The organism is Chondromyces apiculatus DSM 436 (genome assembly GCF_000601485.1).
Classification (GTDB): domain Bacteria; phylum Myxococcota_A; class Polyangia; order Polyangiales; family Polyangiaceae; genus Chondromyces; species Chondromyces apiculatus.
Window position 1 is genome coordinate 63,051 of the sequence record NZ_ASRX01000014.1, and the last position, 26,275, is coordinate 89,325.

The 26,275-nt window shown below is 71.9% G+C and carries 20 protein-coding genes; 9 read left to right on the plus strand and 11 right to left on the minus strand.

What is annotated here, in order from left to right:
* Nucleotides 1-26: 26 nt before the first annotated feature.
* On the minus strand, nucleotides 27-1,844 hold the full coding sequence (locus tag CAP_RS10070; protein ID WP_063748666.1) for an AAA family ATPase: 1,818 nt from the start codon (nucleotides 1,842-1,844) through the stop codon (nucleotides 27-29).
* 128 nt (nucleotides 1,845-1,972) lie between these two features.
* Between CAP_RS10070 and CAP_RS10075 the strand changes: the two genes are divergently transcribed.
* Together CAP_RS10075 and CAP_RS10080 are read left to right on the plus strand one after the other, a co-directional pair.
* Complete coding sequence (locus CAP_RS10075) at nucleotides 1,973-2,386, plus strand: hypothetical protein (protein WP_044239111.1); 414 nt, start codon at nucleotides 1,973-1,975, stop codon at nucleotides 2,384-2,386.
* A gap of 23 nt (nucleotides 2,387-2,409) precedes the next feature.
* Nucleotides 2,410-3,060, plus strand: coding sequence for a hypothetical protein (locus CAP_RS10080; protein ID WP_044239113.1), 651 nt, complete (start codon nucleotides 2,410-2,412; stop codon nucleotides 3,058-3,060).
* Between the two features lie 49 nt (nucleotides 3,061-3,109).
* Here CAP_RS10080 and CAP_RS10085 read toward each other — a convergent pair whose 3' ends face one another.
* Both CAP_RS10085 and CAP_RS10090 read right to left on the minus strand, forming a co-directional pair.
* Nucleotides 3,110-3,736, minus strand: coding sequence for a hypothetical protein (locus tag CAP_RS10085; RefSeq protein ID WP_197041102.1), 627 nt, complete (start codon nucleotides 3,734-3,736; stop codon nucleotides 3,110-3,112).
* A gap of 48 nt (nucleotides 3,737-3,784) precedes the next feature.
* Entirely contained in the window at nucleotides 3,785-4,543 is a 759-nt protein-coding gene (locus CAP_RS10090) for a hypothetical protein (protein WP_044239115.1), read from the minus strand.
* Nucleotides 4,544-4,900: 357 nt separating this feature from the next.
* On the opposite strand from CAP_RS10090, the gene CAP_RS10095 reads away from it, so the two are divergent.
* From CAP_RS10095 to CAP_RS56085, 4 genes are all read left to right on the plus strand, one after another.
* Nucleotides 4,901-7,396, plus strand: a complete 2,496-nt coding sequence (locus tag CAP_RS10095) for a protein kinase domain-containing protein (RefSeq protein WP_044239118.1) — start codon at nucleotides 4,901-4,903, stop codon at nucleotides 7,394-7,396.
* 39 nt (nucleotides 7,397-7,435) lie between these two features.
* Entirely contained in the window at nucleotides 7,436-10,684 is a 3,249-nt protein-coding gene (locus tag CAP_RS10100; protein ID WP_197041103.1) for an nSTAND1 domain-containing NTPase, read from the plus strand.
* Nucleotides 10,685-10,811: 127 nt separating this feature from the next.
* Nucleotides 10,812-12,098: a pectin acetylesterase-family hydrolase gene (locus tag CAP_RS44180; RefSeq protein WP_081864733.1), complete on the plus strand. Its 1,287-nt coding sequence runs from the start codon at nucleotides 10,812-10,814 to the stop codon at nucleotides 12,096-12,098.
* A 191-nt stretch (nucleotides 12,099-12,289) separates the two neighbouring features.
* Entirely contained in the window at nucleotides 12,290-12,448 is a 159-nt protein-coding gene (locus CAP_RS56085; protein WP_197041104.1) for a hypothetical protein, read from the plus strand.
* Between the two features lie 117 nt (nucleotides 12,449-12,565).
* Here CAP_RS56085 and CAP_RS10110 read toward each other — a convergent pair whose 3' ends face one another.
* Nucleotides 12,566-13,312, minus strand: a complete 747-nt coding sequence (locus CAP_RS10110; RefSeq protein WP_044239124.1) for a 3-oxoacyl-ACP reductase family protein — start codon at nucleotides 13,310-13,312, stop codon at nucleotides 12,566-12,568.
* A 117-nt stretch (nucleotides 13,313-13,429) separates the two neighbouring features.
* Nucleotides 13,430-14,170, minus strand: coding sequence for a 3-oxoacyl-ACP reductase family protein (locus tag CAP_RS10115; RefSeq protein WP_044239126.1), 741 nt, complete (start codon nucleotides 14,168-14,170; stop codon nucleotides 13,430-13,432).
* 103 nt (nucleotides 14,171-14,273) lie between these two features.
* Here CAP_RS10115 and CAP_RS10120 point away from each other — a divergent pair, with 103 nt between their 5' ends.
* Nucleotides 14,274-14,915 (plus strand): TetR/AcrR family transcriptional regulator, encoded by a 642-nt coding sequence (locus CAP_RS10120; RefSeq protein WP_044239129.1) that lies wholly within the window; start codon nucleotides 14,274-14,276, stop codon nucleotides 14,913-14,915.
* On the opposite strand, the gene CAP_RS10125 is transcribed toward CAP_RS10120, so the two are convergent.
* The 5 genes from CAP_RS10125 to CAP_RS10145 form a co-directional block, all read right to left on the minus strand.
* Nucleotides 14,894-16,108, minus strand: coding sequence for an alpha/beta hydrolase family protein (locus CAP_RS10125; RefSeq protein ID WP_044239132.1), 1,215 nt, complete (start codon nucleotides 16,106-16,108; stop codon nucleotides 14,894-14,896). The two genes, CAP_RS10120 and CAP_RS10125, sit on opposite strands and share 22 nt — an antisense overlap.
* Nucleotides 16,109-16,136: 28 nt before the next feature.
* The gene (locus CAP_RS10130; RefSeq protein WP_044239135.1) at nucleotides 16,137-16,901 is read right to left on the minus strand and encodes a trypsin-like serine peptidase; all 765 of its coding nucleotides are present in this window, start codon (nucleotides 16,899-16,901) and stop codon (nucleotides 16,137-16,139) included.
* A 29-nt stretch (nucleotides 16,902-16,930) separates the two neighbouring features.
* Nucleotides 16,931-17,407, minus strand: coding sequence for a cysteine peptidase family C39 domain-containing protein (locus CAP_RS10135; RefSeq protein WP_044239138.1), 477 nt, complete (start codon nucleotides 17,405-17,407; stop codon nucleotides 16,931-16,933).
* Nucleotides 17,408-17,439: 32 nt separating this feature from the next.
* A complete protein-coding gene (locus tag CAP_RS10140) occupies nucleotides 17,440-17,892 on the minus strand; it encodes a hypothetical protein (RefSeq protein WP_156040664.1) in 453 nt (150 codons plus the stop codon).
* Nucleotides 17,893-18,074: 182 nt separating this feature from the next.
* Complete coding sequence (locus tag CAP_RS10145) at nucleotides 18,075-18,656, minus strand: P-loop nucleotide/nucleoside kinase family protein (protein WP_063748667.1); 582 nt, start codon at nucleotides 18,654-18,656, stop codon at nucleotides 18,075-18,077.
* A gap of 181 nt (nucleotides 18,657-18,837) precedes the next feature.
* Between CAP_RS10145 and CAP_RS53500 the strand changes: the two genes are divergently transcribed.
* Nucleotides 18,838-20,067 carry a phospholipase D-like domain-containing protein gene (locus CAP_RS53500; protein WP_052374682.1) on the plus strand — a complete coding sequence of 410 codons (1,230 nt, stop codon included), beginning with the start codon at nucleotides 18,838-18,840 and terminating at the stop codon, nucleotides 20,065-20,067.
* Between the two features lie 103 nt (nucleotides 20,068-20,170).
* A complete protein-coding gene (locus CAP_RS10155; RefSeq protein ID WP_044239143.1) occupies nucleotides 20,171-20,851 on the plus strand; it encodes a 2-hydroxychromene-2-carboxylate isomerase in 681 nt (226 codons plus the stop codon).
* Nucleotides 20,852-20,857: 6 nt separating this feature from the next.
* Here the strand turns inward: CAP_RS10155 and CAP_RS10160 are convergent, their stop codons facing one another.
* A complete protein-coding gene (locus CAP_RS10160) occupies nucleotides 20,858-26,176 on the minus strand; it encodes an AAA family ATPase (protein WP_044239145.1) in 5,319 nt (1,772 codons plus the stop codon).
* Nucleotides 26,177-26,275 lie beyond the last annotated feature (99 nt).

Genomic DNA, 26,275 nt, shown 5'->3' on the forward strand with positions numbered 1-26,275 from the left:
TCGCGCTCCTCAGGCATCTGGTGCGCTCAGGATCTGCGCTTCTTCGTCTGCGCCGTGCTGGCGCCCCGAGCTGCCTTCTTCACGGCCTTGCGCGCCGGTCCCGCCGACATGGCGCGCACCCACACCTGCTTGCCATCGAAGGCCACCGCGAACAGGTGAATGGGCACGGCCCCGGCAGCGTGCAGTGCGGCCGCGTAGTCCAGGCGCTGGACCTGAGCCAGGCCTTCGGCGAGCGCCTTGTCCGGCCGTCGCCGGGCAGGCTTGATCACCTTCAGCTCCAGCACCGCACCAGGCTGCCCCGCTTGCCGTGGCTTCACCAGCACATCGGCCCTGCCGAGCCCAGACTCCCGGTTCGAGCGAACCTCGTAGCGCCCCTCCAGGGACGCGAGCAGGCCCACGATGAACGCCTGATAGACCAGCTCCGGCGAGCGCGCCGGGATGTCGTGGTACGAGAGGACGTTCTCGATGAAGGCTTCGAGCTGACGCTGCAGCCCCTCGGCATCTCCCGCGAGCAGCGCGGCGATGAGCAGATCCAGATCCCCACCGCACGCCCTCAAACTCGACGCCATCCAGCCGCGGAACGTGTCTGTGTAGACCTTCCGCACCTCGCGGTTGGGGATGGACAGCAGGTGCGGCGCCTCGTCCATGGGACCGCGTGAGCGTCGCTCCGCCCGGAGGTAACCCGCGAACACCAGCAGACTCCAGAGCGCGCCCTTGCTCGCCTGTACCTCTCCGAGCGGAACACTCTCGTCCAGCACCTGCTCGATGCTGCCCCCCGCCAGAAGCTCCTCAAACACCGGCTCGACCTCCAGCGCGCGCTGCTCCAGGAGCTCGCGCACGAGATCGTTGGAGCTTGTGGACAGCCAGTACGGCGCCGGCTCCTCGCTCTCGGACGCGAGGAAGTTGAGCACTGACCAGGGGTTGTAGATCACCTCCCCGCCGAAGACGTACCCGTTGTACCAGGCGCGCAGCGGCTCCAACCGGTCTCTCCCTTGCGTCTTCTCCAGGAGGCCAAGCACCTCCGCCTCGGTGAAGCCGAAGCACGTGTTGAAGTCGCGCTGGAGCAGCGAATACACGCCCAGGTTGTTCAACCCCGAGAAGATGCTCTCATCTAACGATGGGGGCGTCGTGCGGGGAACCGCGCTGTGCCCCCATACCCCCCGCGCCACCCGCAGGATCCCCGTGAGCACTGCCTTGAAGAGGTGCGGGTTTCCCTTGAGCCCACCCGCGAGAAACGCCCGGAAAAACTCGACGGCCTGCGCCTGGTAGCCGTGGAAGTACCCTGTGTGGATCGGCTTGTCGTACTCGTCGATGAGGATCACCACCCGCTCCCCGTGGTGGGCGTGGAGATAGCGGGAGAGGTCGGCGAGCGCTCCCGCATAGATGGCGAGTGACGCCGTGCCGTCGAGGATCTCCTGCGCCCACCGCGCATCTGCCCCGGTGAGGCCTGCGAGCGCCGCGCGGTGCTCGCCGTAGAGCATGGTGATCTTCTTTTTGATGGCCTCCCAGCACGCCTCCCATGACAGGAACTTCAAGTCCTTGAGGGTCAGGTGAATGACCGGGTAGCGCTGAAAATGGGCGCGGTAAGGCGCGCCAGCTTCCCAGACGCGCAGCCCCTGGAACAGCGGCGAAAGATCCTCGGGCTGCTTCTCGAAGAAGCAGCGGAGCATGGAGAGGTTGAGCGTCTTGCCGAAGCGCCGTGGCCTCGGGAGGAGCAGCACCTCGACACCCTCCTTGTCGAGCAGCTCCAGGGCGAGATGGGTCTTGTCGACGTACTCCAGGCCAAGCTCGCGCACCTTGCGGAAGTCGTCGATGCCGATGGGGACGCGGACTTTGTGGCGCATGGAGCGAGGAGCGGAACGCCAGGGACGCCCGGCGCAGGCTCAGCATCCGGAGGGCGCGGGGGAGGGCCTTCAGCACGGTCCTCCACGGCGACGGCAGCCTGGAACAGGCCCGTGGCGAGGGCTGCCACGTGGTGCACATGCACGGCTACTGGTACGGCACCGACACGCTCCATGCTCCGCTCCAGCTCGGGCAAGAGCGACCCCAGCTCCGCGCCTCGTTGGCGAGGCTGCTCACCGGGCGCACCTTGGTGGTGCTCGCGTACGGCGGCTGGGATGACATCTTCACCCGCACCTTGCGGGACGTGAGCGCAGACCAAGGCGCGTACCCGGACGCGCTCTGGTGCTTCTACGACCGTGACCCGGAGCGCATCCGCCGTGACAACGCCTCGGTACCGCCACCACGGTGGTCCGCATCAATTTCCAGCAGCTTTCCGGCAATCCCCACCGCGAGGCACCTCACCGCTGGATCGCCGCCGCCCTTCACGAAGTCCGTCCCGCCCTTCCCAGCCCGCCTGACTCCGCGGCATGGAGCGACACGCTGACCTGGCTCCAGAACGCCGAGGCTGTGCTGACCCGAGAACACATCCTCATCGCCATCGATGAAATCGAGCGCCTCCAGACCGGCATCGAGGAAGGCTGGACCTCCGCCGCATTCCTCGACTTCCTCCGCGCTGCCGGTGACAGCCTTCGGCGTACGCGGCTGCTCCTCGTCTGCGCTCATCCTCTCCATCGCCTCGGCCGTGCCTGGACCGACCGCCTCATCAGCGTCATCCACCGCGAGATCACCTACCTCGCCCCGGAGGAAGCCGAGGCGCTCCTCTGCGATCCCATGCCAGGCTTCCCGGAGATCTACCCTCCCGGCGGTGTCGCGCGCATCGTGCGCGACACCAACGGCCACCCCTACCTCGTTCAGCTCGTCGCCGACGCTCTCATCCGCAACCTGAACGGCCGGAGCAGCCTCTCAGCCAAGGAGGCCGACCTCACGCGCGCCCTGGACCGCGCCCTGACGGACACGCCCTTCTTTCAGGAACTCTGGAGCGACCGCACCGAGGAGGAGCGCGAACTTCTGCTCCGACTTGCCGAACGAGAGCCACTCACGCTGGAGGCGAGCACTGCGTTGAAGGAACTCGTGCACGGCGGCTACGTCACGATAGCGGCGGACCAGCACCGGATCGCCGTTCCGCTCTTCCGGACCTGGATCCAGGAGCACGCCTGAAGTCGCTCCCAGCCTATGGCGCGCTTCCGTGAGACTTCACAGCCTTCGCTCAGAACACCTTGCACCGGCCCGCCGCCGTCGCCCGCGCATACGGCAGCGTCGACTTCCGCGCCTTCACGTAGATCGCCCCGCCTCCAGCGGGCCTCGGGATCACCGCGCCGGAGGCCAGGGGCCGCCCCTCGGGCAGCTCCTCCACTTCCACCACGATGTCGTTCCCTTCCTGGTCCACGGCCGAGATGGACGGCCGCCGCTTCTCCTCGTCGGCGTTCCCCCCCTCGCACGTCACCCCCCGCGCGCTCAGCGCGACGGCCATCACCCCGTTGCCTGCTTCGGGTGCGCCGGCCACCCACTGGAAGCGCTTGTCCTGCACGTCGCCCACCTCCACGGCCAGGCAACTGCAGCGCGCCGTCCGGCTGGGCGAGGGAGCCAGCATCAGATCGTGGCGCACGCCCACCAAGGCCGAGGGCGCCTCGGGGCTCTGCGTCAGCGGCTCGGCGGTCAGCGCGGCCTGATCGACCTCCTCGATCTTCCGCACCTTCTTGGGCTCGCTGTCGCCCGATGCGGAGTCGGTCCAGTAGATGTCGGTGGTGTACCCCCCACCGCCACAGCCCGACGTCGCCGACATCAGAGAAGCGGCAGCCACCGCCACGAGCAACCAGGAGCGCTGAAACACCATGCCTCCCGATCTTGGCACCCCCACCCTGCAGGGACAAGTAACCGCCCGCTATTGCGCCTTGCGCTGGCCTGTGAGTGGCCCACGGATGCCTGACTCGCGCTGGCTCATCACCCGCGGGAGCCGCGCGCTCGCGAACCGGGCGGTCACCCCCACGATCCCTGCGGTGGTGCCCAGCCTATCGAGGACGGCCATCGCCTGAGAGAGCGTCAGCTCGTCGCGCTCGAACCCCAGTGAGCGCGTGGCCTCGTCGACGATTTGCGCGCTCTTGTGGGTCCCGAGCGTGGGCGCCAGCAGCGCCTTCACCTGCTCGACAGCGATGGTCGCGACGGACCCGCCCGCCTCGTTCGCGCCCCGCTCTCCATCTGCTAGCGACGTGTCCGGATCCTCGGCATCGCCGCTTTCGGCGCCTGGGTCCTCGGCGCCGCTGGCTCCTCCCACGCCTCGTACGTCGGCACCGCGCGCCTCGATGGCTCTCAAGGCTGACCCTCGCGACGCGGGACCTCGACTCTCCTCGGTGCCGTGCTCCTCCTTCAGTGCCGGGGGCCGCACGCTCACGGGCGCGTCCTTCGGCTTCGACCACTTCAGCACCTGGGTCCGCGCGAACTGCGCGGCCATCGCCTGGAGACCACCTGCTTGCGCCACCAGGTCCAGCACGGCCAGCGCCCCGGCGCGCGTCATCTCCTCCGACCACACCAGCGCATCGCCGCGCAGCCCCAGATCGCGCGCCGCGGCGTGCACGGCTTCCCGGCTCCGCTCGTGGCCCAGTGTCGGCGTCAGGAGCGCGATCAGCTCCCGCGCGGAGATCATGTCCGATACCGGAACGGCCCGCCGCATCTAGCCCGCGCCTCCCTCGACGCGCACCCGGTCCACCGAGGTCACTGCGCGCGCGGACCCGTGGAACCTGCATCTCGTGACGCTCGTGTGCACGCTCCCAGTGTACCCATCTCCTCGCGCGGGTTCGCCACTGCCGTGCGTCCGACGAAGCGCCCGTCCTGCCATCGGCCGTGACGCGATGCGCCCCGCGCCTGGCGCCTCCCTCCCACCACCTCTCCTGCCCGACCACCGTGATCGTGGTTTTCCAGCTCGCCTACCGGCGACTTCCTCCTGCCGGACGCCCGCGCTTCGCCGAGGCACCCCCGGGCGCTTCATGTACACTGCTCGGACATGGCGAGCCTCCTCCGGTCGACAGACCCGGACCTGCGCGATCTCGCCCGGGATGCTCCGCCGCTCGTCGAGGCCACCCGCGGCCGGCCCACGGGCGTCACCCTCCTCGACTGCCTCGGCGTCGGCGGGATGTCGTCGGTCTTCCTCGCGGAGCTCGACCCCGAGGGCCGCTCCGACGACCTCTCCCCGCTCACACCCCGCCGCCTCGTCATCAAGATCATGAAGCCGCGCACTGTCCACGAGCTGGAGATGGCCGGCCTCGCCCAGGAGGCGACCTTCGAGCGCGAGGTCACCTCCCTGCGCCGCATGATGGAGCGCAGACCTCCCACCGAGTTCGTGGTCGGCTTCTATGGCCGCGGGTTCGCCGACGTCGCCACCGGCCAGCGTGAGGAGCGCCTGCCGTGGATCGCCCTTGAGCTCGTCGATGGTGGCGCCGCGGGCACCTCCCTCACCGACCGCGTCGCCCGCGCGGGGGAGGGGTGTGACCCCGTCCGCGCCCTCCGCCTCACCCACGGCATCGCCGAGGGGGTCAGGGCCCTGCACGAAGAGAGCATCATCCACCGCGACCTCAAGCCGGACAACGTCCTCGTCGTCGGCCCCATCGACGACGAGACCCCCAAGATCTCCGACTGCGGCGTCGCCCGCGTCGAGGGCATCCTCACCACCATGGCTGCCCTCACCTGGGAGTACGCCGGCCCCGAGCAGATGCTCTCGCGCCCCGGGGAGCGCAACCCGCTCATCGGCCCCTGGACCGACGTGCATGCGCTCGCCGCCGTCGTCTGGTTCCTGCTCACCGGCGAGCACTGGTGCAGCGGCCGCGGCGACGAGGCCTGGCGCGCTGGCGTGCGGAGACCGCTCCGCGGCGCGCGCCGCATGCACCCCGCCTTCGCCACCGAGGGCAACCTCCTCGACGAGGTCGACGCCGTCCTCGCCCGAGGCGCCTCCCCGCGCTTGCCCCGCTCGGTCCCCACCCCGCGCCGCATCCTCCGCCCCGACGCCGCTGAGCACCGCTTCGAGAGCGTCGAGACCTTCACCGCGCGCCTCCTTCCCCTCCTTGAAGCTTGCGCTGCCCGCTCCATCGACCGCGCCGCGCAGCGCAGCATCGCCTCCACCTCGTTCCGCACCACCCAGCCGGCTGGCGAGAACGACGGCGTGGTCTCGGTCGTCCCTCTCGCCGAGCTCGTGGATCTCGACCTCACCCGGGGCCTCGGCCCGGGCATCCAGAAGGCCTCCCCGGGCGGCGTCGCCTTCCAGCCCGATGGCCGCGCCCTCGCCCGCTTCGGCGCGCGCCTCTTCCTCCTCAGCGACGGCCGTCCCCTCGAGGTCGACGTCCCTGCGGCCGAGCGCGCCGCCATCGCCGCCACGACCCACGTCGTCCGCGGCCCTGGGGGAGGGTTCGCGCTCGTCGGGCCGCACCAGGTGCGCCTCCTCAAGGCCGGTGTCTTTCGCGAGGCGCCGCTGCCCTCGCGTGCGGGGGACGCCGAAGCTCTGCCCCGCCTCGGCCCCCGCCCGGGCGCAGCCCAGAGCCCTCAGCCCACGCCCAGCCCTCCGCGCCCTCCTGTTGGTCCCATCGAAGCGGTCATCGGCGATGGCCGCGTCTTCGGCGTGGTCACCGCCGAGACCGACGACAGCGATGGCGGCCCCGAGCTCTGGACCTCGCGCGATGGCCTCCGCTGGGCGGGCCCCACCATCCTCCCCCTCGGCGGCCGCGTGAAGAGCCTCGCCTCGGGCCCGTACGGCACGCTCGTCGTCGGCGCTTCCGCGCGCGGCAAGGCGCGCGCCCTGTTCCTCGGCTTCGACGGGCAGGCCAGCGTCTACGCCAACGGCGTCAACCAGCGCCCCGCCCTGGAGGTCGCCCTCTGCGGCGCCGACCGCACCTGCTGGGCCGCGGGCGAAGGCTTCGTGCTCGCCTTCGACCGCGCTGCCGTCACCGTCGAGGAGATCGAGACCACCGAGCGCCCCATCGCCATGGGCCTCGACCCGGTGGGCGTCCCCTGGCTGGTCACCCCGCGCACCGTGCTGCGCCGCCACGCCGGCCTCGCGAACGCCTCCTGGCGCGTGTACTTCCAGCAGGACACGGGCGCCCCGCCGCTCCTCGCCATCGGCTTCACCACCGACGGCGCGCGCGTCATCGACGCCGCGGGCCGGGGCGCGATGATCATCCCCCGCGACATCGCCGCCTGGCGCAGGGAGCCGCTGCCCCTCCCTGGCAGCCCTGCCGCCAGCGCCTCCGCCAGCGCCTCCGCCAGCGTGGCGGTGAGCCTCTCTGGCGGCCCCTCCACGGGCGCCGCTGGTGGTCCTCAGGGCAACGTCCCTCCGGGCCCGCCCAAGGTCGAGATCCGCCCCGAGCTGCTCGCGCCGTTGCCGGCTGCCGGTGTGCCCGCGGGCGCGCCCGGACTCTCTGCGTCCTATCCAGCCGCGACCCGCGCGCCAGTTGCTGGCAACATCCCCGCGGGTGGCGTAGTTCCTCCCAAGGGGCGTCCGCCCCGCGCCTGATCCCACGAGCCGCGCTTGTCTCTCGACCTCCCCACCCCGGTGCGAAGCTTTCTCACGCTCCCCGACGAGGAGCGTGTCCTGGGCCCGTACCGCCTCAAGCGCCAGCTCGGCCGCGGCGGCTTCGCGCCTGTGTGGCTCGCCGAGGAGGTCTACGGCGACACCGTCCTCCGCCTCGCTGCCGTCAAGATCTTCGGCCTCGACACCCGCCGCGAGGGAGGCCGCCCTGCCGCCGACCGCGCCATCGTCGACGAGGCCCGCCGCCTCTGCCAGGTCGAGCACCCCAACATCGTCCGCTTCTACGCCCTGCCCATCAACGAGGCGCGCAGCATCGCTGGCCTCGCCATGGAGTACATCGCCGGCGACGCCCTGAGCGACCGCCTCCGCGAGCGCGGCCCCTTGCCTGTGCTCGAAGTCCTGGAGCTCGGCGCCGCCCTCGCCTCTGCCCTCTCTGCGGTGCACGTCGCGGGGCTCGTCCACCGCGACCTCTCCCCCGCGAACATCCTCGTCTCCTCCTCGCCCGCGCTCGGCGGCGCCTCGGCCTGCAAGCTCATCGACTTCGGCATCGCCGCCGCGCTGCCCCAGGGCCGCTCTCCCGACAGCGACCCCACCGCGGCCTGGGCCAGGCACCTCCTGCTCGGCAGCGACTTCCCCGAGGCGCTCGGCGGCACCGCGCTCGCCGCCCTCCCCGCCGCCATCCAGCTCGGCCCCGAGGAGGCCGCCGATCTCGCCGGCCCCCTCACCCGCGTCGGCGGCAAGCTCGGCTACGTCGACCCCGTGTGCTGGCGCGAGCTGCGCCCCGCCACCATGGCCAGTGACCTGTACGGCCTCGCCGCCGTCCTCTTCGTGTGCCTCACAGGCCGCATCCCCGCGGCGGGCACGGGCGCCCTGCGCGCCGAGATCCTCGACGGCCGCGCCCGCGCCCCGCGCCTCACCGAGATCCTCCCGGACGCGCCCCCCGCGCTGGATCGCCTCCTCGACGCGCTCCTCGACCCGGACCCTGCGAAGCGCCCGCGCTCCGCGGAGCTCGTCGCCATCGAGCTCGAGCGCCTCCGCGGCCAGCTCGCCGCCCGGCCCATCGCGCTCCCCTCCGAGGACGAGGGCCCCTTCCGCGGCCTGGAGCGCTTCGAGCAGCAGCACCGCGACGTCTTCTTCGGCCGCCGCGTCGAGATCGCCGCGACGCTGGAGGCCATGCGCTCGAACGGCCTGGTGGCCCTGCTCGGACCCTCCGGCAGCGGCAAGAGCAGCCTCGCCCGCGCCGGCGTGCTCAACGCCATCGCCGACGGCGCCCTCGGCGGCCCGCGCCGCTGGGACACCGTCGCCATCACCCCGGGCACCGATCCCCGCAACGCCATCGGCGCTGCCCTCTTCCACGTCGGCCTCGACGTCTCCCGCGCCCCCGCCGACGTCGCCGCCGACATGGTCGCGTGGACCCAGCGCGAAGGCCGCGGCCTCGTGCTCCTCGTCGACCAGCTCGAAGAGCTGACCACCCTCGCCAGCCCGGGGCCCATCCCCGGCACCGCCCCCCGCTTGTCCTACGTGTCCCACGCGGCGCCGGTCTCTCCCGCGGCGCACGCGGCCCAGGCACTGCAGCCGAACCACGCAGCGCACGCCTCGAACGCGGCGAATGCGTCCCCCGCCGCCGCGGCCGAAGCCGAGCCCGTGGACCCCTATGCCGAGAGCCGCGCCTGGACCATCGAGCTGCTCGCGCGCCTCGGCGAGCGCCCCTTGCCTGGCGTGCGCGCCCTGGTCACCGCCCGCCGCGACCTGCTCGACCCCCTCCTCGCCCACGCCGCCCTCGGCCGCGCCATCCTGCGCGGCGCGGTCCTCGTCTCGCCCATCGACGACGCCTCCTGGGGCGAGGTGATCGACGCCGCCCTCACCACGTACGGCTACACCTTCGAGGACGAGGCCCTCCGAGACGAGCTGCTCGCGGGCCTGCAGAGCACCGCGCGCGCCATGCCCCTCGTCGAGTTCGCGATGACCCGCCTCTGGGCCGAGCGCGATCAGGAGCGGCGCCAGATCACCCGCGAGGGCATGCGCACCGTCGGCGGCATCCCCGGCGCCCTCGAACGCTACGCCGAGGCCACCTTCCAGCGCGCCCTCGATGCCGGCCTCTCCACCGATCTCCTGCGCCGGCTGCTCCTCGCCCTGGTCACCCTCGACGGCACCCGCGCCACCCGCTCCCTGGAGTTTCTCCTCGACCTCGGCACGGGCCCGGAGAGCGAGGTCCGCTCCGCCCTCGCCCACCTCGAACGCGCCCGCCTCGTCGTGCGCGAGCGCAGCGGCATCGCCCTCGCCCACGACGCCCTCCTCACCCAGTGGGACCGCCTCCGCGCCTGGCTCGCCGAGGTCCAGCAGGACCGCCTCCTCGCCGAGCGCCTGGAGCGCGCCGCCGCCCACTGGGCCGAGGACACCACCGACCACGACCTCCTCTGGCGCGGCCGGGTCCTCACCGCCGCGACCGAGCTGTCGCGCCGCGGCAGCATCATCCTCAGCCTCACCGGCAGCCGCTTCCTCTCCGCCGGCCAGCGCGGCCGCGTCCACCGCCGCATCGCCGCGGGCGTGCTCTTCGCCCTCGTCAACATCGCGATCCTCGGCGGCATCGGCAAGTACATCAAGGACACCCGCGCCGAGAGCGAGCGCGCCCGCGCCGAGAGCGAGAGCGCCCGCGTCGAGAGCGAGCGTGCCCGCGTCGCCGAGCGCGAGGCCCTCGCCCAGGAGGAGCACGCCGAGAGCGCCAAGGCCGAGCTGGAGGCGCTCAAGAAGACCGTCGACGAGGACCGCTTCCGCTACTACAGCGCCCTGCGCAACCTGGCGCAGGCCCTCGCCGACAAGGAGAGCGCCCAGTCCGTGGTGCAGCGCCTCCAGCAGCGCCCGACCGAGCTGCCCGAGATCCCCCCTCCGCTCGACGGCCCCCGGTTGCTCCCCGAGCAGACCTTGCTCGAACAGGTCGAGGCGATCATCCCCGAGGCCCCTCCCCCCCGCGTGCCGGTGCGCATCGAGGAGCGCCAGGACCCGGGCCTCTTCAACCTCGGCGCCGCCTACGCGGCCTTGCAGGACGGCGCGACGCGCGCCCGCGCGTGCCGGGGCAACGACACGAGCCAGCGCCTCCTCCGGCTCGACGTGGTGTTCGGGAACGACGGCGCCGTGGAGAACGTGAGCCCCAGCGGCGACCTGCAAGCGCCGCCGCCTCTGGTGCGCTGCCTCGAAGGCGCCTTCGCCGGCATCCGCGTGCCCGCCTTCAAGGGCGCGCCCATCACCGCCCCGAAGACCGTGCGCCTGCGCTGACCAGATCCACCGACGGCGGCCCCGCAGATCGCCGCCTCGACGTCGGTGTGCCTCGCCGGCTGAGCGTCACGGCTGCTGCCGACGATTGTGTGCGTCTCGCGCGACGGCAGCACCTACCATCCATGACATGCATCCTGTGTGGCAGACGGTTGGTTGCCTGCTCGCCCTCGGGCTCGCGGCAGGCGCGTGCTCCAGCGGCGAGGAGGAGAGCGCCACGGGGGACCAGGCGCCCGCGGGCTCTGGCGGGAGCGGCGGCGTGGGTGGCGGGGTCGGCGAGGGCGGCGGCGCCTCCACCTCTCAGGGAGGGAGCGGCGGCGAAGGTGGCAGCGGGGGTGAAGGCGGAGGCACCACCGGGGAGTGCAACCCCGAGGGACCTTTCGACGGCGAGCCCATCACCGCTGCTCCCGAGTCGTGGACCTGGGTCGGCGTGCCCGGGGCCATGTGCCGCGACGGCTCTCCGACCGGCTTCGGGGTGCGGCTCAACCCGGACTCCGACAAGCTCGTCATCTACCTCGCGGGCGGCGGCGCCTGCTTCAACGCGCTCACCTGCGCGAACAACCCCTCGACGTTCACGGAGCAGAGCTTCAACAACTGGCGGTCCAACAGCAGCGGCAGGGGCATCTTCAACAACGACACCGCCCTGAACCCGCTCGGCGACTGGAACAAGGTGTACGTGCCCTACTGCACCGGCGACGTGCACTCCGGCAACGCGACCGACGTCGACGTGCCCGGCACCGCGGCGCCGCAGAACCAGGCCTTCGTGGGCCACGCCAACATCGGCCTGTACCTGCAGCGCATCATCCCCACGCTCCCCAACCTGACCCAGGTGGTGCTCACCGGCAGCAGCGCCGGAGGGTTCGGGGCGGCGTTCAACTACGACCGCGTGGCGCAGGCGTTCTGCCCGACGCCGGTGGTGCTCGTCGACGACGCGGGCCCGGTCCTCCCCGACGACACCCTCGCCCCGTGCCTGCAGAAGCGCTGGCGCGACCTCTGGGGCCTCGACGGGACGCTCCCCGCGGACTGCACCGAGTGCACCGGTCAGGCGAATGGCGGCGGCCTCGTGCGCTACGTGGAGTACCTCGGCGCCAAGTACCCGGACCGTCGGCTCGGGCTCCTGTCGGCGGACAAGGACACCACCATCGCCGGGTTCTTCGGCTTCGGCAAGAACGACTGCGCGGGCATGGACGGCGCTCCGTCACCGCTGTCGGGCGCCCAGTTCAGCGCCGGGATCATGGCCCTGCGCGACGACCACCTGATGTCGTCCCCGGCGTGGGGGACGTTCCTCGTCGACAGCACGACGCACACCTTCCTCGGGAGCGACAACTACTTCAGCATCGAGGTGGACGGCGTCGGGATGGCCGACTGGGTGGCGGCGATGGTGGCGGGTGACCCCTCGACCCACGTCGGGCCCTGACGCCTTCTTCGCCGCTGGTCACAGCGCGCTGTCCGGGAGGACATGGGTGCATGTCCTCCTGGAGGTGATCGACATCCTGGAGGTGATCGGCGACGTCTTCGAGGACGAAGGCGACGTCCTTGAGGAGATGAGGTGACGTCTTCGAGGACGAGGGCGACGTCTTCGAGGACGAGGGCGACGTCTTCGAGGAGATGGGCGACGTCTTCGAGGACGAGGGCGACGTCTTCGAGGAGATGGGCGACGTCTTCGAGGACGAGGGTGACGTCTTCGAGGACGAGGGCGACGTCTTCGAGGACGAGGGCGACGTCTTCGAGGAGATGGGGGTGACCTCTTCGAGGAGATGGGGGTGACCTCTTCGAGGAGATGGGTCAAACCCAGGAAACTCCCTGGGTTTCTTCCAGCGCCGGTCCAGCGGGAGCGGTCCGCGGGACCGGGCTGGCAGCGGGCCTGGGCGCCCTGTCCGGAGGTCAGGCGTTGTTGCCGCCGTCGATGGTGAGGCTCGCGCCGGTGACGAACCCGGCCTCCGGGCTGGCGAGGTAGGCCACCATCGCCGCCACCTCGTCGCCCGTGCCGAAGCGCTTGATGGCGAGCCCGCTCCGGAACAGGTCCGCGTACGCGCCATCCGCGGGGCTCATGTCGGTGTCGATGGGGCCGGGCTGGACGTTGTTGACGGTGATGCCGCGCGGCCCGAGGTCGCGGGCGAGGCCGCGCGTGAGCCCGGCGACGGCTGCCTTGGTCATCGCGTACACGGCCATCGCGCTCATCGGGATCCGCTCGGCGGCCATGCTGCCGATGGTGATCACCCGTCCGCCTTCGCCCATGTGCGCCACCGCCTCTTTCACCGCCGCGAACACGCCGCGCACGTTGACGGCGACGAGCCTGTCGAACTCCTCCAGGGGAAACTCGGTGATCGTCGCCAGGTAGCCGACGCCTGCGTTGTTGACCAGGATGTCGAGCTCGCCGAAGGCCCGGGCCGTCTCGCGGACGGCGCCGCGCACCGCCTCGGCGTCGGCGCTGTCGGCCTGGAGGGCGAGCGCGCGCCCGCCCGCGGCCTCGATGTCGCGCACCACGGCGTCTGCCTTGTCCTTCCCGCTCACGTAGGTGAGCGCCACCGCCGCACCTTCTCGCGCGAGCCGCTTCGCGATCGCCGCGCCGATGCCGCGGCTGCCACCGGTCACCAGGGCCACCTTGCCTGCCAGATCCGCCATGTCCATCCTGCCTTTCAGCGTGCGTGTCGGGTGGGCGCACTCGGGTGCGTCCGCTGCGTGTCTCTCGTGAAGCTCATGCGGCGCGGCCTCCACAGGGCTCATGCGGCGTGGCCTCCGCAGGGCTCATGCGGCGTAGCCGCCGTCGATGGTGAGGCTCGCGCCGGTGACGAAGCCGGCTTCGGGGCCCGCCAGGTAGGCGACCATCGCCGCGATCTCGTCCCCGGTGCCGTAGCGGGGAAGGGCCATGAGCTTGCGCAACTCTGCGGCGAACGCGGTGTTTGCGGGGTTCAGGTCGGTGTCGACGGGGCCGGGCTGGACGTTGTTGACGGTGATGCCGCGCGGCCCGAGGTCGCGGGCGAGGCCGCGCGTGAGCCCGGCGACGGCTGCCTTGGTCATCGCGTAGAGGCCGCCACCGAGGGTCGGCATCCGGTCGGCGTTGACGCTCCCGATGGTGATCACCCGGCCGCCCTCGCCCATGTGCGCCACCGCCTCTTTCACCGCCACGAACACGCCGCGCACGTTGATGGCGACGAGCCTGTCGAACTCCTCCACCGAGAACTCCTCGATCGGGGCGAAGCGACCGACGCCGGCGTTGTTGACCAGGATGTCGAGCCTGCCGAAGGCGCGGACGGTCTCGGCGACGGCGGCGCGCACCGCCTCGACGTCGCCGCTGTCGGCGAGGATGGCCAGGGCGCGTCCGTCCGCCGCCTCGATGTCGCGCACCACGGCATCCGCCTTGTCCTTCCTGTTCACGTAGGTGAGCGCCACCGCTGCGCCTTCGCGCGCGAGCCGTTTCGCGATCGCCGCGCCGATGCCACGGCTGCCACCCGTCACCAGCGCCACCTTGCCCGCAAGCTTCGTCATGACCGCTTCCTCCTGATTGAGTACCGATTGGTACAGATAAGGTGCGCGCTTGCTGGTCGGTGGTCAAGGATTTATATCTAGGTCGGTACAGAAAGGAGTCCTCATGGCCGAACGGGGCCGTCCCCGCAGCTTCGATCGGGCTGTCGCGCTGCGGCAGGCGATGAAGGTGTTCTGGGAGCAGGGGTACGAGGGCACGTCTCTCGGTGACCTCACCGAGGCGATGGGCATCAACCGGCCGAGCCTGTACGCGGCGTTCGGGTGCAAGGAGGCGCTCTTCAAGGAAGCCATCGCGCTCTACGCGGGCGCGGAGGGCTCGGCGTCGGCGCGCGCGATGCGGGAGGAGCCGACGGCGCGCGCAGCGATCGAGGCGATGCTGCGCGCCGGCGCGGAGGGCTTCGCCAGTCCGGAGAGGCCGGGCGGGTGCATGGTCACGCTCGCGGCGACGCTGGGCACGCCCGAGAACGAGGGCGTGCGCGCCTACCTGGCCGAGGTGCGGTGCGCGTCGCGGCGGCTGATGCGCGCGCGCCTCGACCGCGCGGTCGTCGAGGGCGAGATCTCCGAGGGGGTCGACGTGGAGGCAGTCGTGGCGTTCTACAGCACGGTGCTGCAGGGGATGTCGATCCAGGCCCGCGACGGCATGTCACGCGAGATGTTGGAGAAGATCGTCGCGTGTGCCATGGCCGGCTGGGACGGCCTCGTCGCGGGAAAGACGCGCCGTGCGCCTCAGGGAGCGCCGGTCGGGTGAGCGGGCATCACGGGGGCGCTCACGACGTGGCCCTCGTCGTCGAAGAGGTTCATGAAGCAGAACGCGGTGCCCTCGGGGAGATCGGCGGCGGCTTCCGACGGCCTGACGTCGACGCGCGCCGGGTGCGCCTCCCAGTGCTTGTCACGCCAGTCGTCAGGGGCGCCATCGCGGGTGATGCAGAGCTCCGCGCGCACGATGCGGCGGGGCCCCTCGAAGCGCGCCCGCACGGTACGGCCGTGCTGCTCCTGGGTGCGGATCGCTGAAAGCGGCTCGCCACCGCGGAGGAGCTGGTCGGTGAAGGCCTTGATCTCCGGAGGGTTCTCGCCCGGTCCCTCGTGGGCATGAGGCATCCGGATCCGGACCGCTGCCTGCTGCCGCGCAGGCGTGATCGCGGCGGAGCGCCAGAGTGCGTCGAGCGGGTAGTAGTCGTTGGTGCCGGTGACCCACAGGGTGGGGATGCGGACCTCGGGGAGGTAGTTCGAGGGGTCCCAGGTGCTGGCCCAGCGTTCGGCGAGCGCGGCATCGCCGAGGGCGTCGAGGTCGGCGCGGAACCAGGAGGAAGGCGAGAACATGAAGCCGCAGCCGTACACGGGCGCGACGAGGCGGAAGCGCGGGTCGATCGCGGCCGTGATGCAGGCGAGGGTGGCGCCCCAGGAGATGCCGGTGAGGCCGATGCGCGCGGGGTCCACCCGCGGGTCGGCGCGGAGGAGCGCGTGGGCGAGGATGACGGCGCCGACGGCGTGGTAGCCCCACTGATCTTCGAGAGGCCAGGTGAGCTGGTCGAGGCCGTCCTTGCCAGGGCTGCTGCAGCCCAGCGGGCCTCCGGAGGGGTGGGCTTCCCAGGCGTCCATGGTGCCCCGAGGGACGCAGCCGTTCAGGTCCATGGCGATGGCCGCGTAGCCGCGCCCGGTCCACAGCCGCACCCACGCCTCGAAGGCCGTGCCCCCGCCGCCATGCACGAGCACCATGGCCGGTGCGCGCTCGGCCCGGGCCTGCGCCGGGACGCCGCGCCAGTAGAAGACGCGCGTGTCGCACCCCCGGAAAGGGAGGCCCTCGAAGAAGCCGGCCTCCAGGCCTTCTGCGTGGAGTTCCGGCGCGGGGAAGGTGAGCGGCGGCGTGGCGCGCTCCGCGAGGCTCCGGAGGTCACGGTGGACGCGGAGGGAGGGGCGTTCGCTGTCGGGGGAGGGGGGCATGGACCGTGGTCGTGCGAAGGTGGTGAATTCAGGCAGAGCCCAGCATCTCCACGAGATTACGGCACTTCGTGGCTACCAGGATCCGCTCCGTGGGTCTCCATTGGGTAACGATGCCCACGAGGAGACTTCGCTCAGGGCTCCAGGTGTCAACCCTTCGTCCACCTGCTCCGATGCGCCAGACTGGACTTCCTGAGAGACCGTGCGGGTCGAGCCAGTCGGTCGGTTGTCCGTCAGGGCCTCGCAGGTTCTCCGGGTCGAAGTCCATGGCAAACTGGAATGACTGCAGATCAGACGGCAGATCGTCGTCTCGCTGCATGACACCGTAAGGAAGAGACCGGCTCATGACGCCGCTGGCTAGGGCGCTGAAGCGGGAGCGCACTGCCGGAAAACCATGAATGAAGAGGTAGTCCACGGCGCGCGGCGCATCGTCTGGATCCATCCGCTCCTGGGGCCAGAAGCTCACCCCTTCCGTGGGATAGTCGTCGGCGAGGAAGTAAATTGCCAAGTCGGCAGTCGCATCGAAGAGATCTGGCTTCCCTCGGAATTCATAGGGCACGTCGCCGCGAATGGCCGTCACGGCGACACGCCCATACCGCTCCTGGGCCTCACGGATCACGTGAGCCGCGGTGACAATGCCTCGTCGGCCATGCATCCGAAATCGGAGTGCCGAACCGACATGCTGGCCCGATGCGTTGCTCTCGACGCCCAGCACACTGACGATGTGCGGGTACGTGTGCCACGCCATCGGGTTCATGGTTGATTGAACGAAAGCAATCTTGTCGTCGAGATCCATGACATGCCTCTGCAGGGTCGGAGTGCGCTCTACAGCCGGTAGACGGTCCCGTTGAAGGCGCGCTTCCACTTTTCGAGGAAGACGCCCAGCTTCATCGTGGCCTCCATGCCACTTCCCGAGTTGTCCCCGGTGATTCCTCCAGGATCACGCACGTGGACGATGCCTGCTTCAATCCTGTCAACGATGACCCAGTGTTTCCCTGCCGGCATGCGGAGCAGAGCGAGGAACGGGGCTCGATGCACCAGCGCACCGAGCTGCTCCTCATGCACAGCTCCGCCTCCGTAGGTCATCGGTACAGCCGCCTCTGCGTGCATCTTCGAGAGCGTGCTGGCCAGCGTGCGGGCGTCGATCCCGTCTAGGGGATCGAAGGCCGCATCGGCGCGGATGGTAGATTCAGGGACATCGATCGCGGCATCGCGCAGGAGCTGCCGCGCACAAGCGGCGCCACAGGACATGGCCAGCTCCTGTCGCACCATCCGCGCCGACGCTGCGGCCTGCTCGTACACTCATGGCCTCATCGACGGGTCGAGCTGCCCCTCTAGCGGGTACCGGTGCCTGTCGTGGCTACCTGCGTGGCATAGCTGCCGATCACCTCGGCCACGGCCTCTTGCAATGTGGAGACGTAGACCTCTCTGCCGACCTGGCCGGGTCCAGAGATGAGCGTGACGATCTCTCCTGTGGGCTCTGCGAAGATGGCAAAAGGGTGCTGGTAGGCTCGGATTCCTGCGTGTTCCTCCAGCGATGTGCCACCCAGGATGTGGAGGTCCCGTCCCCTGGAGGCTTGTGCGATCAGACCTGCTTTCTGGAGGGCGTGAAGGGCACCGCGGAGCGCGTCTTCAACGTCGTCGGAAGAGACCCCGGGAGCCTTCGTGACCGGGAGCGGGAGGATGCGCAGCTTTTCGAGGCCCCTGCTCACCTGAACTGGCGCGAAGAAGGGCGTCGCCGGCAGGGAAGCTTCGTTCAGCATCGTTGACTCCTCACGTCGTACCACGCCCAACCTGGAGCATGGTCAGAAGCACTGAAGAGTATATAGCGCTGCCTGCGGTGGGATGGCGCTGCCTGGGCTTGGCCCTCCTTCGCCACAGCAATCTCCATTTCTCAGCGGCTTTTAGGTTTGCAAACGGCGTGCCGCCGCAGTCGCTGCTGAGTCTGAAGAGCCTCATCCACGCCAGGTCAACCTCGGCCCGGGTCCACCTTCATCGGCAGGGTGATGCGGTCGCCCCTCGGGCGCGTTTCAGGCTCGGGGGGCTCGGGGACGGCGAGGACGGTGATGTGCTCGCCGCCGAGCAGCTCCTCGGCGTCGGGGGCCTCGAAGCGTGCCTCCATGAAGTCGACCATGTCCGCGGTCACCTCGAAGGCGAACACGGCGGGGTCGCGCTCGGCGTTGCGGCGAAGGACGCGGGCGCGGCGCTCCTCGGCAGGGACGTCCAGGTAGTGCACGACGGCGGTGGCGCCGAGGCCCTCGGCGAGGGCGCGGTGCTCTGCGCGGTGCGCGCGCGTCGTGAAGCCGAGGTCGAGGATCACGTCGGTGCCGAGGGCGACGAGCTGCGCGGCGACCTCCCACATCTGCGTCTCGCAGCGGGCGATGCGCTCCATGATCCACGCGAACTCGATCGTGGTGAGGTCGGGGTGGAAGAGGGTCTTCATCCAGGGATCGATGGAGAAGCGGACGGCGCGCTGCCGCTCGGCGAGGGCGCGGGCGTAGGTGGTCTTTCCGGCGCCGGTCGATCCGCAGACGATGAAGACGGTGGCCATGAGGAGGGCTCGACTGTGCCATGGAACCGGGGTGGTGAGGGCGTGGGCGGGTGTCGGGGGCACACGGGGGTACGCTCGGGGCGGGCAGCGGGCCTGCGCGGAGGGCGTGCGGAGAGCACGTTGTAGGAAAAGGGTGCCCGGGTGCGTTGAACCCCGCGCGAAGGCGGCGCACGATCGGGACGTGGTGGGTCTCTTCGCTCGTCTTCGTGCCCGGTTCCTGGCCCTGCTCGCGCCGACGTCGGTGGCGCTGCCCACTCCGTCCGCGCTCGGATCTGGAGCGGTGTCGGCGGAGAAGGTGGAGGAGCCGGCGGAGCTTCTGTCGCTGGCGCGGGCGCAGCTCAAGCGCACCGAGCGCCGTCTCTCGGAGGTGGAGGTGCGCGCCGAGAACGCGGTGGAGCGGACGCGGCGCACCGAGCAGCGCGCCAAGACGGCGGAGGCGCGCGCGGTGTCGGCGGCGGACCGGGCGAAGCAGGCGCTCCAGCGAGAAATGGAGGCCGAGACGCGGCTGACGGCGGTGGAGGCGCGCGTGCGGCAGGCGCTGCAGCGCGAGAAGGAGATCGAGGGGAGGGCGGCGCTCGCCGAGGAGCGCGCGCGCAAGGCGCTGCAGCGGGAGAAGGGGCCGCAGGAGAAGGACGGGGCGAGGTCGCGGCGGGGAGAAGCGCCGAGGTCCGGGCGGGGCGCGGAGTCGCTGTCGCGGCCTTCGCCGCAGTCGAAACCGTCGCCGTCGTCACGGAAGGGGGAGCTGTCCGCACAGGGCGACGCAGCGCGGGTGCGGGCGGCCGAGGAGCGGGCGCGGGCCGCGGAGGAGCGGGTGCGGGGCGCGGAGCAGCGGGCTCGGGTCGCGGAGCGTCGCGCGGAGGAGGCCACGCAGCAGGCGCAGGAGGCGGTGGGGAAGATGGCGCGCCTCGAAGGGAAGCTCGGGGAGCTGGAGGTGCGGGCAGGCGTGCAGGGGGGGCGCCGCGCGGAGGCGCACGTCGCCGAGGTGGCGTTCAGCCCAGGGGAGGCTTGCCTGGAGATGATCCGCAGCCGCCTGGAGGGGGCGCGCCGGACGCTGGACGTCTGCGTGTTCACGATCACGGACGACCGGATCGCGGAGGCGATCCTCGACGCGCACCGGCGCGGGGTGGCGGTGCGGGTGATCACCGACAATGACAAGAGCCTGGACGAAGGGTCGGACGTGGGTCGGCTGGCGCGCGCCGGGATCGCGGTGAGGATGGACCGCACCGAGTACCACATGCACCACAAGTTCGCGGTGTTCGACGGGCGCTTCGTGCTGACCGGCAGCTACAACTGGACGCGCAGCGCGGCGAAGTACAACGAGGAGAACCTCGTGGTGTCGGGGGATCCGCGGCTGGTCACGCCGTTCGCGAGGGAGTTCGAGGCGCTCTGGGCGCACCTCGATCCGGGGTGACATGCGCGGCGTGTGGCCTGCTGTGCCGGCTGCTGGCTGTGCCGCCTACCAGCGTGCGGAACTTTGTCTCCACCCCGGGTGGAGCGGCGTGCAAGATCGCGGCATGCGCGGTGCTCCCGTGACCATCCGGTTCTTCTTCGACGTGATCTCGCCCTATGCGTACCTGGGCTGGACGCAGATCCACGCGCTGGCGGAGCGGACGGGGGCGGTGGTGGTGCCCGAGGCGGTGCTCTTCGCGGCGATGCTGAACCACCACGGGAACAAGGGGCCTGCGGAGATCGCGCCGAAGAGGATCTACCTGTTCAAGGACGTGCTGCGCCGCGCGCACCGGCTCGGGGTGCCGTTCGCGGCGCCGCCGCACCACCCGTTCAACCCGCTCACCGCGATGCGGGTGGCGTCGCTGCCGCTGCCGGAGGAGTCACGTCGTCGCCTGATCGACGGGCTGTTCGCCGCGGTGTGGGGCGGAGGAGAGGGGCTGGAGAGCCCCGAGGCGGTGGCCAGGGTGGCGACAGCGGTGGGGCTCGACGGCGCCGCGCTGGTCGCGGAGGCGCAGACGGCGGAGGCGAAGGCGCGGCTCCGGGAGAGGTCGGACGCGGCGATCCAGCAAGGGGTCTTCGGGGTGCCGACGATGGTGGTCGGAGACGAGCTGTTCTGGGGCGCGGACGCGCTGGTCGAGGTGGAGGCGTACCTGCGGGGCGAGGATCCGCTGCAGCAGGAGGGCGGGGCGGCGGCGCTTTCGCGCTGGGTGGAGACCACGCCGTCGGCCCGCCGCACTCCCGGCTGATTGATTTCAGGTGGAGCGCGGGGAGCGCGTGGACCGTGGGGTGGGGGGGGCCCGGCGCGCGGCGCCAGAGGCGGGAGCGAGGGCGCGCGCCGCCGCCGCGCGACGGAGCGCGTGGGCGATGCCGCTGCGCAGGCTGCTCCGGGTGGTCACGTCGCCGAAGTCGATGCCCGACTCCACGAGCGCGCGCGCGGCGTCGGGGCGCATGCCGGTGATGACCGCCTCGGTGCCGAGCAGCTTGAGGGCGCGGGCGGTGCGCAGGAGCGCGGAGGCCACGGCGATGCCGGCGCCTTTCATGCCGGTCACGTCGAGGAGGAGGGTGCGCGCGGACCAGGCGCTGGCGCCCTCCAGGGCCGCCTCCAGCACGGTGGCGGCGCGGGTGTCGTCCATGGTGCCGATGAGGGGGACCAGCACCACGCCCTCGGCGATGGGCAGGATCGGGGCCGACAGCTCGGCGATGCGGGCGCGCTGGGCCTCGATGATCTCCTCGGCGAGGGCGGCGCGTGCGGTCTCGGAAGCCTCCTTGGCGGCGAGCTCGCGCCGCAGCTCGGCGGTGCGCCGGGCGACGGCCTCCTCCAGCCAGGCGTTGGACTCGCGCAGGTCCGCGGTGGTGGCTTCGAGCTGCTCGTAGAGGCGGGCGTTCTCCATGGTGATCGCGGCCTGGGCGGCGATGGCGCGGAGCGGCTCGATGCGGTCGGGCCCGAAGGCGCCACGCGCGGCGTTGTTCTCCAGGTACAGGACGCCGGCGCGGCGGCCAGCGTGGGCGACCTCCATGCACAGGACGGAGCGGGGTTTGTAGCGCTCCATGTAAGGGTCGAGGATGAAGGCGTCGGCGCGCGCGGCGTCCGCGAGCAGGACAGGGGCGCCCGAGCGCGCCACCTGGCGGACGACGGAGAGGGGAAGGGCCGTGCTGATGGCGGTCGTCTGGAGCGGGCCCTGGGATGCGCCTCCAGGGCCGAGCTGGGCCTCGACGACCCAGCGGCCATCCCGCTCGACGAGGAGCAAGGCGCGCTCGGCACCGGCGACCTCCGCGACGATCCGGACGAGGCGCTCGACGACGCGGGCGAGGACGACCTCGGTGGTGATGGCCTGTGCGGCGCGGATGGCGGCGGTGGCGTCGAGCAGGGCGGAGGCGCCCGTGGTGCCACCGGCGCCGCCAGCATCCCCGAGGTGAGCAGGCGCGGTGGTGCGTTCGGCGAGGCGCTGTTCCAGGACGCGCACCTTGCCCCCGGCGCCGTAGCGGCGGTAGGCGGCGAGCGCGTCGGCGAGGTAGGCGCGCGCGATGCGGGTGCGGCCGTGCGCTTCGTGGAAGGCGGCGCAGCGCTCGGCGGTGAGGGCTTCGTCGCGCAGCATCTCGCCCGCGCGGGCCGCGCCGAGGGCCTCGTCGTAGAGGCGCATGGCGGTGAGCTCTTCACCGCGGATGCGCGCGACCTCGGCCTCGATGAGCAGGTGGCGCGCGGCGTAGGTGGCAGGGCATGATTCGGCCCAAGCGCGGAGGTCACGGCGGTGCGCAGGGAGCTGGCCCTCGGTGCTCGGGTCGACGTGGCCGTGGTCGGCGTGGTCGGTGCGGTTGGCGTGGTCGGTGCGGTTGGCGCGGTCGGTGCGGTTGGCGCGGTCGGTGCGGTTGGCGCGGTCGGTGCGGTTGGCGCGGGGGGCGAGGGGCGCGACGGTGAGCCGCGCGAGGGAGGCGAAGAAGGCGAGTTCGGTGGCGAAGAACTGGCCAGGGGCGTAGGGGCCGTTCGCCTCCGCGGCCTCCGCCTCCTCGAAGGCGGCACCCCAGTCCTCGCGGAAGACGCGGACCATGAGCCGCTGGGTGCGGTAGAAGCCGGCGAGGTTCGCGAAGTCGTCGCGCCTGAAGATGGCGTCGATGGCCGCTTCGCTCCACGCACCCTCGTCGTCGGAGAGCGGGGCCTGGGGCGTGGCCTGGAAGGCGGCGCGCGCGTCGGGGAGCGGGGCCCGGGGCGTGGCGAGGGGCGTGGCGAGGGGCGTGGCATGAAAGGCGGCGTGCGCGCTGGCATGGGACGCATGCGGCGCCGCGGAGAAGGCGGCGTGGGAGGCGGCGAGAGAGGCGGCGAGAGAGGCGGGGGGCGGTTCGGGGTGCGCCGGGTCGCCGCGCAGTTCGCGCGCGGTGGCGCGGGCGACACGCACGCAGGCCATGGAGAACAGGTCGCCGTAGCGGTCGACGGTGGCGACCAGCTCCTCGGTCTGGGCCACGATCTCGGTGAGCGGGTCTCCGAGGGCGACGCGCATGGGGGTGATGTGGCCGCAGATGTGGTTGACGTGGAGGAGGTCGCCGGCGTCGAGGCCGGCGCGCATGGCGGCCGGGAAGTAGCCGAGCACCTCGCGCAGGGGCTCGAACAGGAAGAGGATGTTGCCGCAGACGGTCTCGGTGACCTTGCAGGCGAGGGACTGGTTGCGCTGGCGCGCGACGAGGTCGAGGGCGAGCCTGCCGAAGACGTGGGCCTCGGCCCCGCCAGCCCTCGACGTGAGGAAGGCGCCGAAGTTGGCGTACCCCATGGCCGAGAGGCGCGAGTGTCCGTGGCGCCGGAGCAGGCTGACCCAGTGGCTGCCGATGAGGCCGAAGAGGCTGGACGAGATGAAGTAGGCCGGCATGCCCATGGCGAGGAGCAGCCGCTCGATGGACTGGGCCTCGGGGTCGGTCATGGGGGGCGCGTCGAGGCGCGCCTCGGCGGGGAGCGCGGTGAGGGCGGTGATCTCCTCGGCGACCGCGGCGTCGAGGGCGACCTTGCGCGCGTCCTCGGAGGCAGGGAGCGCGATCCCGGCGGCGTCGAGGGCCGCGCAGCCCACGGCGACGGCCTCGGTGTTGCGGCCCTCGCGCATGGCCAGGTCGACGCGCACGGCGGCGATGTAGAGGCGCTCGACGAGGCTGCGGGCGCGGGCGTCGAGCGCGGAGAGGCTTTCACGGGCGGCCCGGGCGTCGCCGCTCGCGGCCTCGCACTCGCTCCGCCCGGAGAGGAGGGCGAAGGCGAGGTCGTGGTCCCCTGACCACAGCCCCTCGTCGAGGAGGGCGGCGCCGGCCTCGAAGTAGCGGCGCGCGGCAGCGAACGCGGCGCGGCTGAGCGCCCGCTGGCCGGCGCGCAGGTCGTCGCGGGCGAGCGAGAGGCGCTCGTCAGGGTCGGTGAGGAGCGCGGCGGCAGGGTTGAGCAGCTCCACAGCCGCGAAGAGATCGTCGTCGCTGGGGGTCGCGCCGGCGCGTACCCGCAGGGTGCGGCCCGCGTCGCGTTCGAGGAGGCGGCGCACCGGCTCGGTGACGAGCGCGAGCGCGGCCTGCTGCACCCTGTCGTGCGCGAAGCGGAAGGCGCGGCCGGCGGGGAGCACGAAGCTACCGCGCGCCGCCTCGTCGAGGGCGGCGAGCACCTGGTCCTCCGGCACGTCGAGCGCGCCTGCGAGGGTGTCCAGCGCGAAGGTGTGGCCGAGGCAGGCGGCGCAGGTGAGGACGCGCTGGGTGCGCGGCGAGAGGCGCCCGAGCTGCTGGCGGAGGAGCGCCGCGACGTCGGCGCCATGGGAGGTCTTGACGTCTCCCTCGTTGCCTTCGGCGGCGTCGCCCACGGTCGCGCCCGAGAAGTCGGCCACGATGGCGCCGTCCTCGGGGTCGATGGAGAGCGCCCCGGCCTCGTGCAGGGACCTGAGCAAGGTCACCGCCGAGAGGGGGTTGCCGCCCGTGCGCGCGGTCACCCCTGCCGCCACCGTGCGCACCCGCGTCTCCGGCAGGCGCAGGACGTCTGCGGCGAGCGCGGTGATCCCGTGCACGTCGAGGGCGCCGATGTGCAGCTCCTGGAGCGGGATGCCGCCGCGCCAGAGGCTTTCGAGCACCCCGCGCGTCTGCGCCGCTTCGCCCTCGCGCAGGGCGAGCACGATGAGGACGCCGCGCGCCTTGCGGCTCGCGAGCAGCTCCCGGAGGAGGTCGAGCGAGGCCGGGTCGATCCACTGCACGTCGTCGAGCAGCAGGGTGATGGGGCGGGCCTGCTCCGCGACCGCGGCGAGCGCGCGCTCGATGACCAGGACGAGGCGGTTCTTCGCCTCCTCCAGCGGCAGGTCCGGAGCGCCGGGCTGTACGTCGAGCACCGGGCCGGCCTCCGGCACCAGCTCCACCAGCACGCCGCCGTTGGGGCCGAGGGCGTCGGCCATGTCCTCGCGGAGGCGCCCGAGCGCCGCGGGGCCGTCTCTTCCGAGGTCGAGGAAGATCGCGCCGAGCGCCTGGGCGAGCGGTGCATACGGCGCGTCGCGCCCGGTCTGTTCGCACTTGCCGATGCCCACCCGGCCGCCGCGGCGCGGGCCCTCCACCGCGAGGTCGCGCAGCAGGGCCGACTTGCCGATCCCGGGCGGCCCCGAGAGGACCACGATCTCGGCCTCCCCGTCCGCGGCGCGGTCGAGGGCGTCGCGGAGGAGCATCTGCTCTTCCTCCCTCCCGAACAGCCCTTCGGGGAGGGACAGCTCCACCGGCACGTCGCGGGCGCCGAGGGTGAGCTGCGGCAGCGGGCCGGGACCCCGGAGCGCAGGGAGGGCGGCGAGGCAGGCGTCGAGGTCGAAGAGGAGGCCGGCGGCGCTCTGGTAGCGGTTCTCGGGTGCCTTGCTGAGGAGGCGCAGCACGATCTCGGCCACCACCTCGGGGAGCGCGGGCTCCAGGGTCCGCGGGTCTGCCGGGGGGCGCGCGAGGTGCGCGTGCACGAGCTCCACCGGGTCGGTGGTCGTGAAGGGCAGCGTGCCGGTGAGCATCTCGTGGAGGGTCACGCCGAGCGCGTAGAGGTCGCTCCGCGCGTCCACGCCGCGGTCCATGCGCCCGGTCTGCTCCGGGGCGATGTAGGCGAGGGTTCCGTCGAGCGCGTCGCGCCGCGCGCTCGCGGCGCGGCGGGTGGCGAGGCCGAAGTCGATGAGCTGGATCGCGCCCGCGTCGAGGTCCACGGTGACGTTGGCGGGCTTCAGGTCACGGTGGATGACGCCGGCCTGGTGGACGGCGAGGAGGGCGCGCGCGAGGCCGGCCCCGATGGTCAGCGCTTCGCCGAGGCCGAGCCGGCGCTCCCGCAGGAGGGCGTCGAGGGGCTGTCCCGCCGCGCTCTCCAGCACCAGTGCCAGCCCGCCGTCGAGCCGCTGGAGGCCGAGCGCGCGCGGCACCGAGGGCGAATCGATGCCGAGCAGGATGCGGTGCTCGTCACGGAGCATGGCCTCCTCGACGCCGCCGAGGAGGAGCGCCGGCAGCATCTTGACGAGCACCGGGGTCCCGTCGACGCCACGAACCCCGCGGTACAGGATGGCCGGGCCGCGGTCGTGCAAGACCTCGGTCAGCGTGACGTGGGGAGGGTCGCTCATGCGAGCGAGTCATCATGCCCATCCGCCCTCATCACGGGAACCCGAGAGAGGTGTGAAGCGCTTTTCCAGGCATTTCATGCGTGCGCAGAGCTGGAACGA

Coding starts and splice junctions, on each gene's coding strand:
- CAP_RS10085 (WP_197041102.1), bottom strand. CDS start 3,736: ATGGTGTTTCAGCGCTCCTGGTTGCTCGTGGCGGTGGCTGCCGCTTCT.
- CAP_RS10070 (WP_063748666.1), bottom strand. CDS start 1,844: ATGCGCCACAAAGTCCGCGTCCCCATCGGCATCGACGACTTCCGCAAG.
- CAP_RS44180 (WP_081864733.1), top strand. CDS start 10,812: ATGCATCCTGTGTGGCAGACGGTTGGTTGCCTGCTCGCCCTCGGGCTC.
- CAP_RS56085 (WP_197041104.1), top strand. CDS start 12,290: ATGGGCGACGTCTTCGAGGACGAGGGCGACGTCTTCGAGGAGATGGGC.
- CAP_RS10125 (WP_044239132.1), bottom strand. CDS start 16,108: ATGCCCCCCTCCCCCGACAGCGAACGCCCCTCCCTCCGCGTCCACCGT.
- CAP_RS10155 (WP_044239143.1), top strand. CDS start 20,171: ATGCGCGGTGCTCCCGTGACCATCCGGTTCTTCTTCGACGTGATCTCG.
- CAP_RS10120 (WP_044239129.1), top strand. CDS start 14,274: ATGGCCGAACGGGGCCGTCCCCGCAGCTTCGATCGGGCTGTCGCGCTG.
- CAP_RS10110 (WP_044239124.1), bottom strand. CDS start 13,312: ATGGACATGGCGGATCTGGCAGGCAAGGTGGCCCTGGTGACCGGTGGC.
- CAP_RS10095 (WP_044239118.1), top strand. CDS start 4,901: ATGGCGAGCCTCCTCCGGTCGACAGACCCGGACCTGCGCGATCTCGCC.
- CAP_RS10145 (WP_063748667.1), bottom strand. CDS start 18,656: ATGGCCACCGTCTTCATCGTCTGCGGATCGACCGGCGCCGGAAAGACC.
- CAP_RS10115 (WP_044239126.1), bottom strand. CDS start 14,170: ATGACGAAGCTTGCGGGCAAGGTGGCGCTGGTGACGGGTGGCAGCCGT.
- CAP_RS10130 (WP_044239135.1), bottom strand. CDS start 16,901: ATGGATCTCGACGACAAGATTGCTTTCGTTCAATCAACCATGAACCCG.
- CAP_RS10160 (WP_044239145.1), bottom strand. CDS start 26,176: ATGAGCGACCCTCCCCACGTCACGCTGACCGAGGTCTTGCACGACCGC.
- CAP_RS10090 (WP_044239115.1), bottom strand. CDS start 4,543: ATGATCTCCGCGCGGGAGCTGATCGCGCTCCTGACGCCGACACTGGGC.